This window comes from Kitasatospora sp. NPDC029367, from assembly GCF_055569135.1.
This window is the reverse complement of record NZ_JBVHYH010000001.1, coordinates 168,351-181,929: the sequence shown is the minus strand read 5'-3', so window position 1 is coordinate 181,929 and position 13,579 is coordinate 168,351. Positions and strand designations below refer to the sequence as shown.

General features: G+C 74.0%; 14 protein-coding genes. 8 read left to right on the top strand and 6 right to left on the bottom strand.

Features of this window, described 5'->3' with window-relative positions:
• Positions 1-43: 43 nt before the first annotated feature.
• Positions 44-1,111: an RNA ligase (ATP) gene (locus ACZ4W5_RS00865; protein ID WP_465651842.1), complete on the bottom strand. Its 1,068-nt coding sequence runs from the start codon at positions 1,109-1,111 to the stop codon at positions 44-46.
• Positions 1,112-1,467: 356 nt separating this feature from the next.
• Between ACZ4W5_RS00865 and modA the strand changes: the two genes are divergently transcribed.
• The 3 genes from modA to ACZ4W5_RS00850 all read left to right on the top strand — a co-directional run bounded on the left by modA (position 1,468) and on the right by ACZ4W5_RS00850 (position 4,522).
• Complete coding sequence (gene modA, locus ACZ4W5_RS00860; protein WP_465651840.1) at positions 1,468-2,349, top strand: molybdate ABC transporter substrate-binding protein; 882 nt, start codon at positions 1,468-1,470, stop codon at positions 2,347-2,349.
• Between the two features lie 83 nt (positions 2,350-2,432).
• A complete protein-coding gene (locus ACZ4W5_RS00855) occupies positions 2,433-3,296 on the top strand; it encodes an ABC transporter permease (protein WP_465652193.1) in 864 nt (287 codons plus the stop codon).
• Between the two features lie 92 nt (positions 3,297-3,388).
• A complete protein-coding gene (locus tag ACZ4W5_RS00850) occupies positions 3,389-4,522 on the top strand; it encodes an ABC transporter ATP-binding protein (protein WP_465651838.1) in 1,134 nt (377 codons plus the stop codon).
• Between the two features lie 86 nt (positions 4,523-4,608).
• On the opposite strand, the gene ACZ4W5_RS00845 is transcribed toward ACZ4W5_RS00850, so the two are convergent.
• Complete coding sequence (locus ACZ4W5_RS00845) at positions 4,609-5,268, bottom strand: response regulator (protein WP_465651836.1); 660 nt, start codon at positions 5,266-5,268, stop codon at positions 4,609-4,611.
• 44 nt (positions 5,269-5,312) lie between these two features.
• Positions 5,313-6,548 carry a sensor histidine kinase gene (locus ACZ4W5_RS00840; protein WP_465651834.1) on the bottom strand — a complete coding sequence of 412 codons (1,236 nt, stop codon included), beginning with the start codon at positions 6,546-6,548 and terminating at the stop codon, positions 5,313-5,315.
• 188 nt (positions 6,549-6,736) lie between these two features.
• On the opposite strand from ACZ4W5_RS00840, the gene ACZ4W5_RS00835 reads away from it, so the two are divergent.
• The 3 genes from ACZ4W5_RS00835 to ACZ4W5_RS00825 are packed head-to-tail and all read left to right on the top strand — an operon-like array spanning position 6,737 to position 9,170.
• Positions 6,737-7,654: an ABC transporter ATP-binding protein gene (locus ACZ4W5_RS00835; RefSeq protein WP_465651832.1), complete on the top strand. Its 918-nt coding sequence runs from the start codon at positions 6,737-6,739 to the stop codon at positions 7,652-7,654.
• Positions 7,651-8,400, top strand: a complete 750-nt coding sequence (locus ACZ4W5_RS00830; protein ID WP_465651830.1) for a hypothetical protein — start codon at positions 7,651-7,653, stop codon at positions 8,398-8,400. The genes ACZ4W5_RS00835 and ACZ4W5_RS00830 overlap by 4 nt, the downstream gene beginning before the upstream one ends.
• A gap of 23 nt (positions 8,401-8,423) precedes the next feature.
• On the top strand, positions 8,424-9,170 hold the full coding sequence (locus tag ACZ4W5_RS00825) for a hypothetical protein (RefSeq protein ID WP_465651828.1): 747 nt from the start codon (positions 8,424-8,426) through the stop codon (positions 9,168-9,170).
• A gap of 167 nt (positions 9,171-9,337) precedes the next feature.
• Here ACZ4W5_RS00825 and ACZ4W5_RS00820 read toward each other — a convergent pair whose 3' ends face one another.
• From ACZ4W5_RS00820 to ACZ4W5_RS00810, 3 genes are all read right to left on the bottom strand, one after another.
• Positions 9,338-10,066, bottom strand: a complete 729-nt coding sequence (locus ACZ4W5_RS00820) for an aminoacyl-tRNA hydrolase (RefSeq protein ID WP_360229838.1) — start codon at positions 10,064-10,066, stop codon at positions 9,338-9,340.
• 140 nt (positions 10,067-10,206) lie between these two features.
• Positions 10,207-10,728, bottom strand: a complete 522-nt coding sequence (locus ACZ4W5_RS00815) for a hypothetical protein (RefSeq protein WP_465651826.1) — start codon at positions 10,726-10,728, stop codon at positions 10,207-10,209.
• Positions 10,729-10,797: 69 nt separating this feature from the next.
• Positions 10,798-11,727, bottom strand: coding sequence for a beta/alpha barrel domain-containing protein (locus ACZ4W5_RS00810; protein ID WP_465651824.1), 930 nt, complete (start codon positions 11,725-11,727; stop codon positions 10,798-10,800).
• A gap of 123 nt (positions 11,728-11,850) precedes the next feature.
• Here ACZ4W5_RS00810 and ACZ4W5_RS00805 point away from each other — a divergent pair, with 123 nt between their 5' ends.
• Both ACZ4W5_RS00805 and ACZ4W5_RS00800 read left to right on the top strand, forming a co-directional pair.
• On the top strand, positions 11,851-12,222 hold the full coding sequence (locus ACZ4W5_RS00805; RefSeq protein WP_360229844.1) for a YbjQ family protein: 372 nt from the start codon (positions 11,851-11,853) through the stop codon (positions 12,220-12,222).
• Between the two features lie 108 nt (positions 12,223-12,330).
• Positions 12,331-13,575: an NAD(P)-binding domain-containing protein gene (locus ACZ4W5_RS00800; RefSeq protein WP_465651822.1), complete on the top strand. Its 1,245-nt coding sequence runs from the start codon at positions 12,331-12,333 to the stop codon at positions 13,573-13,575.
• Positions 13,576-13,579 lie beyond the last annotated feature (4 nt).

The following is a 13,579-nucleotide window of genomic DNA, read 5'->3' as shown; positions in this document are numbered from 1 at the left end:
CGGGCCGCCGACCCACGCCGCCGGCCCGGTCCGCTCACTCGTATCACTCGTACTCGGTGCCACCCTTGCGGGTCAGGTAGGCGTCGCTGACCACCTTGGCGATCGCCCGCCCGCCGAGCACCGGGCTCCAGCGCTCGACCACCGGCCGGACCACCACGCCCTCACGCAGGTGGAGTTCACGCCCGGAGTGCGCCTCCTTGCCCTGCGCATGCGCCAGCACCGTCGCGGTGTCGAACGGCCCGCGCCACAGTTCGGTCACCAACGGCAGTTCGCCGTCCAGGAGTTCGGCGGCCGACAGCCAGGTCAGCTGCCCGTCCAGCACGGCCGACACGTCGAAGGCCGCGTACCCGGGGCGCTCGGTGCGCGCGGAGGCGCCGTACGTCAGGTCCTGCACTCCCTCGCCGAACACCTCGCCGAAGATGCCAACCCGCTCGGCACCCAGCCGTTCGGCCAACCGGGCCGCCACCGCCGGGATGTCGTACGCGCGCACCGCCCGCCAGTACAGGTTGCGCTCGTCCTCGGCGAGCGCCAGCCCCTGCGCGCCGATCCCCTTGGACGAGACGTGCACCTCGCCGGTGGCGGCGGTGTAGGTGACCAGGCAGCAGCTGCCGTGCAGCTTCTCGGTCAGCACCACGGGCTCGCCGGGCTCGAAGACGTCGGGGTGGCGCTTGAGGTTCTCGATGTCCACCCAGGGCAGCAGGTCGGGCGCGCTGAGGACCTCACCGTTCATCGAGGTCGGCACCGGCGGCTGCCACTTGACGATCCCGAGCAGGTCGGCGAAGTCCTCGCCCCGCTCGGCCGCCCCGGCCAGGTCGGTTGCGGCCAGCGCGCCGGGCCGGCAGACGATGCCCTGGGACAGCTCCCCGCGCAGCCGTACCGCCTTCACCCGGTTCGCCGCACTGCCCGCCAGCTTGCCGGTCAGCCCCAGCTCCTCGATCAACTCCTCGGGCAGGACGGCCTGTTCGGGGATGTAGACGGCGTGGTCGCCGGTCCGGTAGGAGCCCTTGGCCACCACCGCGCGATAGAGCCCGACCTGGGCCAACTCCAGTGCGTCGGCGTTCGGGTGCTCCAGGATGACCAGCTTCTCGGCGGTGACGCGCAGCGTGGACATGGGCGGACTCCTCCCCGTTGATCCGTTCGGATCGACCATCGGGCCCGGGCGGCCGACGGTCGGCCGCGCCTACGGGCTGTCGCCCACTCTGACCGTTCCACCTGCCCGGATGCGAAGGGTTTTCCAACGGCCGCCCTTCCGCCGGCCGTCCTTCCACCTGCCGCCCTTCCGGACCGAACCGTCCGTGCACGTTTGAGTCTTCGCACAGCAGCCCCGAGACCGTCGCCCCACTCCCGCTGTGCGATGTGACAGGCGATTTATCGCTCGCATCTGCGGCACTATGATCGCCGTAATGGCCGCACCTGCGGCCACACCTCCGCGCCCCTTCCGGCGCGAACCCTGGAGGGGAAGCACCGATGAGCACCCGAACCACCCCCACCCACAGACTCGCCGTCGCCGCCGCTGCGGCCCTCGTCCTCAGCCTCGGGGCCACCGCCTGCGGCAGCGACGGCGGCAAGTCCTCCGGCTCCGCCTCCTCGGCCGCGACCGCCGCCTCCACCGCCACCGCCGCCACCGCCGCCACCGGCGCGGCGGGCACCGACGGAGCCACCGCTCCGAAGGCCAAGGGCGCCATCACCGTGTTCGCCGCCGCCTCCCTCAAGGAGACCTTCACCGAGCTCGGCAAGAAGTTCGAGGCCGCCAACCCGGGCACCAAGGTCACCTTCAACTTCGGCGGCAGCTCCGCCCTCGCCACCAGCATCAACTCCGGTGCACCGGCGGACGTCTTCGCCGCGGCCAGCCCGGCCACCATGAAGACGGTCACCGACGCGGGCGGCGCGAGCGGCCAGCCGACGACCTTCGTCAAGAACTCCCTTGCCATCGCCGTGCCCAAGGGCAACCCCAAGCACCTCGCGGGCCTCAAGGACCTCACCGGCTCCGGCGTGAAGGTCGCGCTCTGCGCGAAGGAGGTGCCCTGTGGCGCCGCCGCCCTCACCGCGTTGAAGGCCGCCGGCGTCGACCTCACCCCGGTGACCCTGGAGCAGGACGTCAAGGGCGCGCTCACCAAGGTCGAGCTCGGCGAGGTCGACGCCTCGCTGGTGTACAAGACCGATGTGCAGGCCGATGCTGCGAAGATCGACGGCGTGGACTTCCCCGAGGCCGCCAAGGCCGTGAACGACTACCCGATCGCCGCACTCGCCAAGGCGCCGAACAAGGACGGCGCGGCCGCCTTCGTCGCCTACGTCCGGTCCCCCGAGGCCAAGCAGGTGCTGACCACGGCGGGCTTCCAGGCGCCGTGACGGACCGCACCACCGGCAGCGACCGCAACCGGGACTCCGGCTCCCACATCGGCTCCGCCACCGACACGGGTACCGGTACCGGCATCACCCGGGACGACGCAGCCCCGGCACCGGCAGGACCCGCGAACGCCCTGCCGGGCCGCCGCCGGGGCCCGCGCCGCCCCGGCGCACAGCGCGTCCCGGTCACGCTGCTGCTCCCCGCGCTGCTCGGCCTGGCGTTCCTGATCCTCCCGCTGGTCGGGCTGCTCGTCCGGGCACCGTGGAGCGGCCTGTCCGAGCAGCTGACCAGCATCGCCGTCTGGGACGCCCTGCGGCTCTCGCTGATCTGCGCGACGGCCGCCACCGCGGTGTCGCTGGTCCTCGGGGTCCCGCTGGCCTGGCTGCTCGCGCGCGCCGAGCTGCCCGGCCGGCGGGTGATCCGGGCGCTGGTCACCTTGCCACTGGTGCTGCCCCCCGTGGTGGGCGGTGTGGCGCTGCTGCTGGTGCTCGGCCGACGCGGCATCGTCGGTTCCTGGCTGGACTCGGCGTTCGGCATCACCCTGCCCTTCACCACCACCGGGGTGGTGATCGCCGAGGCCTTCGTGGCGATGCCCTTCCTGGTGATCAGCGTGGAGGGAGCGCTGCGGGCGGCCGATCCACGCTTCGAGGAGGCGGCCGCGACCCTGGGCGCCTCCCGGCTGACCGCGTTCCGCCGGGTCACCCTGCCGATGATCGCCCCCGGGATCGCCGCCGGAGCCGTCCTGGCCTGGGCCCGGGCGCTCGGCGAGTTCGGCGCGACGATCACCTTCGCGGGCAACTTCCCGGGCCGCACCCAGACCATGCCGCTGGCCGTCTACCTGGCCATGGAGTCCGACCCGGAGGCGGCGATCGCGCTGTCGCTGGTGCTGCTGGTGGTCTCCGTCGCCGTCCTGGTCGGCCTGCGCGACCGCTGGATGTCGACCCCATGACACCGACTCCGGACCAAGACCCGGCCTCGGCCCCGACCCCGGCCCCGGACGGACGCCCCCACACCCAGGACGCCGACAGGACGGCCGAACCGATGCCCCCCGAACCGCCCTCCGCCGCCGCCCCTGCCCCTGCACCCGCCCCTGCCCCCGCACCGGGTGTCGGGGCCGCGCCCGCCGCCCTCGACGCCCACCTACGGGTCGACCGCGCCGCGTTCGCCCTCGACCTGGCGCTCACCGCCGCCCCCGGCGAGGTGATCGCCCTGCTCGGACCGAACGGCGCCGGCAAGTCCACCGCGCTGCGCGCCCTCGCCGGCCTGCTCCCACTCACCGGCGGCCACCTTCGCCTGGACGGCCACGTCCTGGAGGAACCGGCCCGGCGCCTGCACACCCCCGCCGAGCGGCGACCGGTCGGCGTGGTGTTCCAGGACTACCTGCTGTTCCCGCACCTCAGCGCGCTCGACAACGTCGCCTTCGGCCCGCGCTGCCAGGGCCGCGCCAAGCGCGAGGCCAGGGCCGAGGCGGCGGCCTGGCTGGAACGGATGGGCCTGGCGGGCCACGCCTCGGTGCGCCCCGGCCGGCTCTCCGGCGGCCAGGCCCAACGGGTGGCGCTGGCCCGGGCCCTGGCCGTCCGCCCCCGGCTGCTCCTGCTGGACGAGCCGCTGGCCGCCCTGGACGCCCGCACCCGGCTCGACGTACGGTCCCAACTGCGGCGCCACCTGGCCGAGTTCGAGGCCGTGGCGGTGCTGGTGACGCACGACCCGCTGGACGCGATGGTGCTGGCCGACCGGCTGGTGGTGATCGAGGACGGCCGCGAGGTGCAGTCCGGCAGCCCGGCGGAGGTCGCCCGGCGTCCGCGCACCGACTACATCGCCCGCCTGGTCGGCCTCAACCTGTACCAGGGACGGGCCGAGGGCACCCTGGTCACCCTCCCGGACGGCACCGTCCTGACCACCACCGAGGAGCTGTCCGGACCTGCGTTCGTCGCCTTCCCGCCCGCCGCCGTCACCCTGTACCGGGAGCGGCCGCGGTCCAGCGCCCGCAACCTGTGGCAGGCCGAGGTCACCGGCCTGGACCTGCACGGCGACCAGGTGCGCGCCGAACTCGCCGGAACCCTGCCGATGGCCGCCGACCTCACCCCGGCCGCCGTCGCCGAACTGGGGCTGGCACCGGGGACACCGGTCTGGGCCTCGGTCAAGGCCACCCAGACCCACGCCTACCCGGCCTGACCGGCCGCCCTCCCCGAACCGCCCTGAGCCGCCCTGAGCGACCCCGAACCGCCCGGCTGTCCGAACGCCTGAACGCCTGAACGCGCCTACGCCGACGGCTCGACGAACCCCGACTCGTATGCGGCGATCACCGCCTGGGTACGGTCCCGCGCGCCCAGCTTCGCCAACACGCTGCTGACGTGTGTCTTCACCGTCTGCACCCCGAGCACCAGCTGCTCGGCGATCTCCCCGTTGCTGAGCCCGCGCGCCATCATCCGCAGCACCTCGGCCTCCCGCCCGGTCAGCGCCGCCCGGTCCATGGCCGCGCGGGCGGCCGGGTTGCCGTGCCCGGCGGCCAGCTGCCGGATCGCGGCCGGGAACAGCAGCGACTCGCCGGCCGCCGCCAGCCGTACCGCGTGGACGATCTCGGCCGGGCGGCTGCGCTTGAGCAGGAAGCCGTCGGCGCCCGCGCGCAGCGCCTGGTAGACGTAGTCGTCGTTCTCGAAGGTGGTGACGACCAGGATCCTCGGCGGCCGTTCCCCCGGCGGGCCAGGGCGCAGCAGTTCGCGGGTGGCCGCCAGGCCGTCCATGACGGGCATCCGGACGTCCATCAGCACCACTCTCGGGCGCAGCGCACGAGCGAGGGACACGGCCTCCGCGCCGTCGCCCGCCTCCCCGACCACCCGCAGGTCGCCCTGGGCCTCCAGCACGGCCCGCATCCCGGCCCGGACCAGTTCCTCGTCATCGGCGAGCAGGATGTCGGTCATCCCAGCCGCACCGGCCCCGACGCCTCCGCCTGCAAGATCATTCGTCACGAGCCCAAGCGTAGGGGCAGCCGGACGTCGAGCACCCACTCCGCTCCTCCGTCGCCGCCCGCCCCGACCATGGCCTCGCCGCCGAGCAGCGCGGCCCGTTCCCTGATGCCGCGCAGACCCTTGCCGCCCTTGCGCGAACCGCCGACCCGGCCTGGGCCGCCCCGGCTCGGCGCCGCCACCAGGCGGTTGGCGCAGCGCAGCTCCAACTGCCCCTCCCGAACGGCGATCTGGACATCGACCGGCTGGCCGGGCGCGTACTTGAGCGCGTTGGTGACGCCCTCCTGGACGATCCGGTAGGACTCGCGCGAGAGCACCCCGGGCAGCACACCGGCGGGTACTTCGATGCTCGCCTCGACCGGGCTGCCGGCCGCGCGGGCGGTGTCGAACAGCGCGGGCAGCTGGTCGATGCCGGGCTGCTCGGTGGCCGCCCCGTTCCTCGCCGCGCCGCCTGCCGGGGTCTCCCGCAGCAGGACCAGGGTGCGTTCGAGGTCCTCCATCGCCTGCCGCCCGGTCTCCTCGATGACCTCCAGCGCCTTGGCGGCGAAGACCGGGTCCCCGACCTCGCGCGCCGCCCCCGCCTGGAGGACCGTCACCGTCAGTGCGTGGCCGATGGAGTCGTGCAGCTCGCGGGCCAACCGGTTGCGCTCCAGCAGCCGTTCGGCCCGAAGCTCCGCCTCCGCCAGCCGCTCCGCCGGGGACGGCCCCAGCAGCCTCACGGCCATGGCGAGTTGGAGGCGGCCCGCCCAGACCACCAGCCAGCCGTAGCCGAGCGCCGGCACCGGGGCGAGCGGGAGGTACCAGAAGCCGCGCGGACCGGTCAGCAGGTCGAAGACCGGAGCGAGGCCGAAGACCGTCGCGAAGCCGATCGCCGAACCGAGCGCCACCCGCCCGATCAACCAGGCCGCCGTACGGCGCCGGTCGGCCCAGGTGCCGGAGGGTTCGACGCCGATGTCCTCCTCGCGGTCGGGCACCAGCAGCAGTCGCGCCTGCACTCCCTCGGCACGGCGCGCCGCCGGGATGAGGGCGACCAGCCCGAGCAGGACGACGTCCAGCGAGACGGCCGCCGTCAGGATCGAGCCGAGGCTCCGCTGGTACGTCCCCGGGTAGATCATCAGGACGACGCCCGCGAAGATCCACCCCACCAGCAGGTGCAGCAGCCGGGCGTAGGTGGCACCGGCCACCAGCGGCGCGAGGATCGCGGTCGCTCGGCCCCGGCTCCGGAACGCGTTCATTCGTGGCACCGCCCCATCCTGCCAGCTCAGCGGGCGGCCCCGGCTCCCCTGCCGGGTTGCCGCCGTCTCCCTCCCGGGAGGGAGACGAATCCCCGCTGCGGCGGGATCCGCCCACCAGCCCGTTCCGGTCGAATGGAGCCACCGACCGGAACACGGACGGTGACCAGCGACGAGGAGGGGAAGCGGCCGTGATCAAGATCCAGGGCCTGACCAAGGAGTACGACGGCCGTCGGGTCGTCGACGACCTGTCGTTCGAGGTCCGGCCCGGCGTGGTGACCGGCTTCCTGGGCCCGAACGGCGCCGGGAAGAGCACCACCATGCGGCTGGTCCTCGGCCTGGACCGCCCCACCGCCGGGCACGCCCTGGTCGGCGGCCGTCCGTACGCCGAACTCGCCGAGCCGCTGCGGCAGGTGGGCGCACTGCTGGACGCCCAGGCCCTGCACGGCGGCCGGACGGCGCAGGGCCACCTGCGCTGGCTCGCCGCGAGCAACGGCCTGCCGGCGCGACGGGTCGGCGAGGTGCTCGCCCAGGTCGGGCTGGCCGAGGCCGCCGGGCGGCGGATCCGGGGCTTCTCGCTCGGTATGCGCCAGCGCCTCGGGGTGGCCGCCGCACTGCTCGGCGACCCGCCGGTGCTGCTCCTGGACGAACCGGTCAACGGCCTGGACCCGGAGGGCATCCGCTGGATCCGCACCCTGCTGCGCGAACTGGCCGCCGAGGGACGGGCGGTACTGGTCTCCTCCCACCTGATGACCGAAATGGCCATCACCGCCGACCACTTGGTGGTGATCGGTCGCGGCCGCCTGCTCGCGGACGCCGCCACCGCCGAGTTCATCGACCGCCACGGCCGCACCAGGATCCGGGTCCGGGGGGTGGACGCCGCCAAGCTGGCCGCGTTGCTCGGCGGGCCCGGCCACGGCCTCGACGCCGTCGAAGTCGACGGCGGAGCCTGGGAGGTGACCGGTGCCGAACCCGAGCGGATCGCCGCACTGGCCGCCGCCAACGGCGTGGTGCTGTACGAGATCGCGGTCCAACAGGACTCGCTGGAGGAGGCGTTCATGCGGATGACCGCGGACAGCGTCGAGTACCGGGCGGAGGCCGTCGCATGAGTGCCGTTCCGTACACCGCCAACGCCTTCCGGGCCGAGCGGGTCAAGCTCACCACCCTCCGCTCGCTCTGGGTCCCGCCGTTGCTCTCCGTGCTGCTCACCGTCGGCGCCACCACGGCCGTCGGCGCGATACTCGGCGACAAGGACCACAGCATCACCGACGACCCGGGCATCGGCATCTTCTACGGACTCAACTTCGGCCAGGCGGCGCTGGTCGCCTTCGGTGTCCTGCTGATCGGCCAGGAGTTCAACACCCGGATGATCGGCGTCTCCCTCGCCGCCGTCCCCGCGCGCGGCCGACTGTACGGCGCCAAGCTGGCGTTGGGCGCCCTGATCGGCCTCGGCGTGGGCGCGCTCGGCACGGCGGGCTCCTACGCCGGGTACGCGGCCACCGTGCCCGCCGACTGGCACGGCCCCGCCTTCGCCCGCGCGGCCACCGCCGGGGTGCTGTACCCGGCGCTGCTGGTGGTGTTCTGCCTCGGGGTGACCGCACTGTTGGGCAATCTCACCGCCGCCATGGGCCTGCTGACGCCGACCGTCTTCCTGCTCTCGCCGCTGCTGGGCGGCGTGCCCGGGGTGCGCCGGGTGGCCCAGTTCCTCCCCGACCGGGCAGGCCAGTACGCGCTGCACTACGCCGACGACCCGCAGCTCGCGTACGGGCACTGGACCGGCCTGGCGATCATGGCGTTCTGGACGGCGCTGGCCGCGTACGGCGGACTGCGGGCGATGCGGGAGCGCACCAAGTGACCGTGAGCGAAGGAGAGATGAGGATGAGCCTCGGCAACGCCCTGCGCGCCGAACGGATCAAGTTCACCACCCTGCCCTCGCAGTGGGCGGCGCCGCTGACCTCAGTGGTCCTCACCGTCGGGGTGACCGCGGCCGTCAACGCCGCCTACGCGGCGAAGGACCATGTCCCCGGCGAGGACCCGGCCGGCGGGATCTTCTACGGCCTGCTGTTCGGCCACGTGGCCGTGGCCTGCCTCGGCATCCTGCTGATGGGGCAGGAGTTCAACACCCGGATGATCGGCACCTCGCTCACCGCCGTCCCCCGGCGCGGCGAGCTGTACGGTGCCAAGCTCGCACTCGGCGCCGGGCTCGGCCTGTTGGTGGGGCTGGCCTCCACGGCGGGCTCCTTCCTCGCCTTCGACGCCACCGCCGGCCTTGACCTCTCCACCCCGGGCCTGGCCCACAGCTTCCTGGCCGGCGTGCTCTACCACCCGCTGATGGTGCTGATCTGCCTCGGACTGACCGCGATGCTGGGAAACTTCAGCGCCGCACTCGGCCTGCTCACCCCGATGGTGTTCCTCGGCACCACCTGGCTGGCGGCAATTCCCGGTGTGCGTGAGATCGGCCAGTTCCTGCCCGACCGGGCCGGCCTCTACGCGATGCGCACCCAGACCGAGCCCGGCATCCACTACGGCCACTGGACGGGCCTGCTGATCATGGCGCTCTGGACGGCCGCGGCGGTGTACGGCGGGCTACGGGCGATGCAGCGCTACCAGGCTTCGGGCGAGTAGCGGGGTGGCGGGCGGCAGGAGGGCGGGCAGGACGGGAGGGCAGGCGACGGGTAACAGATGACAACAAACAGATGACAGATAACAGCGAACAGATTTCGAAATCTGTTCGCTGTTATCTGTTACCTGTCATCTGTCATCCGACATCCGTTCGCCGCCGGCCCGCCCCGTCACCGCAGCGCCGGGTGCTCCGCGATCACCGTGCAGCTGCCCGGCGCGATCTCGGTGAAGCCCGCATCCCGGACCACCGGCAGCCCGCTGCGGACCAGTTCCTCCCACGCCCCCGGCTCCGCCGTGCGGACGGCGAGCGCGAAGCCCGACTCCGCCCACTCCTTGCGCTGGGCATCGTCCAGCCGCCACCAGGCGAGCTGTGCCGCGTGGCCGGTCTGGGCCATGGTCTTGCCCGCACTCATCTCCAGCTCCGGGTTGAGCCACAGCACCGGCAGTCCCGGCTCGGGCGCGCCGACCTCGGCGGTCTCCTCCAGGTCCGTCCCGGAGACCTGCAACTTGGCGAGCTCCTTCGGCCAGCCGTCCAAGGGGATCGGCGGGAACACCCGCACCTCCGCCTCCCGCCCGTGCACCGTGATCCCCGGCAACTCCCCGGCCCGGCGCCACTCCCCGCCCCGGGCACGCCGGACCACCTTGCGGATCCGGGCGTCCTCCCAGGCCTCGACCTGCTCCGCCCACTCCCCGTCCGGCCCGGTCACCCGAGGGTCGGCGAGCAGCGTCAGCACCGCCCGTGCCGAGGTCTCCAGCGCGTCCGTCCGCCCGGGCGGCGTGGCCTTCTCCAGCCGGACGACCAGCGGCAGCACGTACTGCGGCCGCGCGTCGCGGTCCTCGGGGTCGGGAAGGTCGCCGGGGGCGGGAGCAGGGGCCGGGGCATCGAACGGAGAAGTCACCCGTCCAGCATGCCAGCCCCGCCGTCACCGCCCCGGCCCGCCCCCGCGCCCTCGCACCGCACCCGCGCCCGCAGCCGCACCCCGAGCCGCGCCCGCGCCGCCAACGCACCGCCCGACCCACCCCGGCCCGGCGGCCACGCTCAGCGCAGCCGCTGCCGCAGTTCGTCCACCGCCGCCCGGATCCCCGCGCTGTAGGCGTCCTCCGGCAGCGCGTCCAGGCGCCGGACCGCCCGTTCCAGCTGTTCGCGCGCGAGGTCGGGTTCCCCGAGCTTGAGGTGGTCGGAGGCCAGGTTGAGGTGCAGCGACGGATAGAAGGCCCGTACCTGGAGCGCGGACTCGTAGGTCCGGGCGCGCTCGGCGGTCAGCGAGTCGGCGGCCGCGAGGGCCCGCCGGTCCCACTCCAGTTCGGCCCGGGGGTCGTCCTGCAGGTCGGCCAGATAGTGCGCCAGGACGCAGCGGTGGAAGACGTCCCGCTCGCCCAGTTCCTCCCAGAGGGCCTCGAAGCTGGCCCGCGCCTCGGCGGTCCGCCCGAGCTGCGCCGCCCGCACACCGTCCAGTCCGAGCGCGATCCGGCCGAGCGCCGACTCGTCAGCACCCCCGTCCGGACCGGACTCCGCCGAGGACACACCGTGCACATCAGACACATCGGATACATCGGACATGACGGCAGCCTAGGGCCAGTCCGGCGAGTCCCGCCCGGCAAGGTCCGCCGGACAGGCCCGGCGGCCCGCTCAGCGCCGGTAGCCGCGCTGCGGGTCCCGCTCCTCCGCGTCCTCGTAGATCAGGAACCAGCCCTCGGGGTGCGTCGCGGCCAGCAGTAGTTCGGTGCGCTGCTCGGCGCCGAGCTCCGGGTCGCCGTCGTCCGGCCCGTACACGCCGAACAGTTCGTCGTGACAGCCGTCCCAGTCGTAGTCGTACAGGTCGGCGGGCAGGTCGCCCATCATGTCGGCCACCGACTCGGGCTGGGAGCCCAGCAGCGTCCGGGCGTCCACCAGGGCCATCCGCAGCGCGAGCTCCTCGGCGAGGCAGCGCGGCAGCGGCCATTCGCCGAGGGCGAGGTCGTCGGCCAGGTCGTCGAAGGCCCGGGCCATGGTGCGCCGCCAGCCCCGGTGGAGCCGCCAAGTGCGCTGGGGCAGCCGGGCGAAGACCGTCCAGTCGACGTCCTCGCCGTCGACCACCGGGTCGTCCCCGTGCTCGTCGAGGTCGTCGTAGGCGGCGTCGGCCAGGCCGAGCAGCTGGGCGTGCAGCAGGCAGGCGGTGCGCGGGGTGAGGGTCCAGTCGGCGCCGGCACCGCCCTCCTCGTCCTCGCCGTCCAGCGGGAACAGTTCGGCGAAGTCCGGGGTGAAGTCCTCGGTGACGCTGATCTCCAGCGTGCCGCCGATCGCCTCGACCCCGGGGATGGCGGCCACCAGCCGGTCCGGGTGGAGCAGCGCGCCGAGCGCCGCGTTGGCGTCCTCGGCCACCTCGCGCAGCAGTTCACGGCGCTGGCCGGCCGGGTCGATGCCGTCGAAGTCCAGCTCCTCGACGGCCTTGATCGCGGCCGCGCGCAGCGCCGGCCAGTCGTTGATCCGCAGGCCCAGCACCACCGTCGCCTCGATCTCCGGTGCGCCGGAGTACTCTGCCGCGCCCGGCCCCTGCGGATGATCGCTTCGCTCGCCCATGGGGCTACGGTACGGCTTTTCGGCCGCCCGATCACCGGTCCGGACCAGCTTCCGGAGAGCTTCTCGGCCACCGCCCGGCCGTGTCTCTGTCACCCGGACGCACGACGCGGGCAGGATGGGCCCATGGCTGACATCAACGAGTACGGCGGCGGGCAGGGCCCGAACGCCGACGTCATGGTCGTGACCACCAACGACATCCCCGGCTTCCGGGTCGACCACGTGATCGGCGAGGTCTTCGGGCTGACCGTGCGCAGCCGCCACGTCGGCAGCCAGATCGGTGCCGGACTCAAGTCGCTGATCGGCGGCGAGCTGCGGGGTCTGACGAAGACCCTGGTCGAGAGCCGCAACGAGGCGATGCAGCGGCTGATCGAGCAGACCAAGGCGCGCGGCGGCAACGCCGTCCTGATGATGCGCTTCGACGTGACGGCGGCGGCGGACGTCGGCACCGAGGTCTGCGCGTACGGCACCGCCGCGGTGATCTCGCCGATCGGCTGAGGCCCCGGCCCACTGCGCCACACCGGCCCCCCGCGCCACACCGCGCCGCGCCGCTCCGAGGGCCAGCCGCGCGGGGAACAGCCACCGACCGCCCGATGTTTCACGTGCGTGACTGTTTACGGTGCAACAGACGAGGCCGGCGAGCGGCGCGTGGACGTCCTGGTGGTGGGTGCCGGACAGGCCGGACTGTCCGCCGCCTACCACCTCGGCCGCCGCGGCTTCGCCCGCTACCGGGCAGGAGTCGACGGCGGCTTCGTCGTACTCGACGCCAACCCCGCCCCCGGCGGCGCCTGGGCCCACCGCTCGCCGTCCCTGCGGATGGCCACCGTGCACGGCTTCCACGACCTCCCGGACGCCGAGCTCCCCGCGCCCGACCCGGAGGCCCGCGCACGGGAGGTGGTGCCGGGGTACTTCACGGCGTACGAGGCCCGGCACGCGCTCCCGGTCGTGCGCCCGGTCACGGTACGCGCCGTACGCGCCGAGTCCGACCGCCCCGACTCCCGACTGCTGGTCGAGACCGACCGCGGCACCTGGTCCACCCGCGCACTGATCAACGCGACCGGCACCTGGACCCGCCCGTTCCTCCCCCACTACCCCGGCCACTTCGCGGGCCGTCAGCTGCACTACGCCGAGTACCGCGGCCCCGAGGAGTTCGCGGGCCGGCGCGTCCTGGTGGTGGGCGGCGGCGCCTCGGCGGTCCAGGTGCTGTCCGAGGTGGCCGCGGTCGGCGAGACGGTCTGGGTCACCCGCTCCGAACCCGTCTTCCACGAGGGCCCGTTCACCCCCGAGTACGGGCGCGCGGTGGTCGCCAAGGTCGAGGAGCGGGTCCGCCAGGGCCTGCCGGTGCGCAGCGTGGTGAGCGTGACCGGCCTCGGCCCGTCCGTCGCCTACCGCCGAGCCGAGGAGCTGGGCGCGCTGCACCGCCGCCCGATGTTCGACCGGCTCACCGAGCACGGAGTCGCCTGGGGCGACCAGGAGTTGGCGGTGGACGCGATCGTCTGGGCGACCGGCTTCCGCCCCGAGGTCGGCCACCTCGCCCCGCTCGGCCTGCGCTCCCCCGGCGGCGGCATCGCGCTCACCGGGACCCGCGCCACCGCCGACCCGCGCGTCCACCTGGTCGGCTACGGACCGTCCGCCAGCACCATCGGCGCCAACCGGGCGGGCCGCGCCGCCGTCAACGACCTGGTCGAGTTGCTCGGGGGCCCGACCGGGCGGGCCGGGGAGGCCGGGAAGCCAGGGGAGGCCGGGGAGGCCGGGCGCGGGACCGAATCCGCGGCCGACCCGGTCCCCGTCACCGCCGTACCGGCACCGGCACCGGCACCGGCACCCGTCCCCGTCCCCGCCGCCGTCTGACGGC

Excerpts from the sequence above, each read along its gene's own strand:
- modA (WP_465651840.1), top strand. The coding sequence starts at position 1,468 with ATGAGCACCCGAACCACCCCCACCCACAGACTCGCCGTCGCCGCCGCT.
- ACZ4W5_RS00850 (WP_465651838.1), top strand. The coding sequence starts at position 3,389 with ATGCCCCCCGAACCGCCCTCCGCCGCCGCCCCTGCCCCTGCACCCGCC.
- ACZ4W5_RS00840 (WP_465651834.1), bottom strand. The coding sequence starts at position 6,548 with ATGAACGCGTTCCGGAGCCGGGGCCGAGCGACCGCGATCCTCGCGCCG.
- ACZ4W5_RS00805 (WP_360229844.1), top strand. The coding sequence starts at position 11,851 with ATGGCTGACATCAACGAGTACGGCGGCGGGCAGGGCCCGAACGCCGAC.
- ACZ4W5_RS00825 (WP_465651828.1), top strand. The coding sequence starts at position 8,424 with ATGAGCCTCGGCAACGCCCTGCGCGCCGAACGGATCAAGTTCACCACC.
- ACZ4W5_RS00810 (WP_465651824.1), bottom strand. The coding sequence starts at position 11,727 with ATGGGCGAGCGAAGCGATCATCCGCAGGGGCCGGGCGCGGCAGAGTAC.
- ACZ4W5_RS00865 (WP_465651842.1), bottom strand. The coding sequence starts at position 1,111 with ATGTCCACGCTGCGCGTCACCGCCGAGAAGCTGGTCATCCTGGAGCAC.
- ACZ4W5_RS00830 (WP_465651830.1), top strand. The coding sequence starts at position 7,651 with ATGAGTGCCGTTCCGTACACCGCCAACGCCTTCCGGGCCGAGCGGGTC.
- ACZ4W5_RS00815 (WP_465651826.1), bottom strand. The coding sequence starts at position 10,728 with ATGTCCGATGTATCCGATGTGTCTGATGTGCACGGTGTGTCCTCGGCG.
- ACZ4W5_RS00845 (WP_465651836.1), bottom strand. The coding sequence starts at position 5,268 with ATGACCGACATCCTGCTCGCCGATGACGAGGAACTGGTCCGGGCCGGG.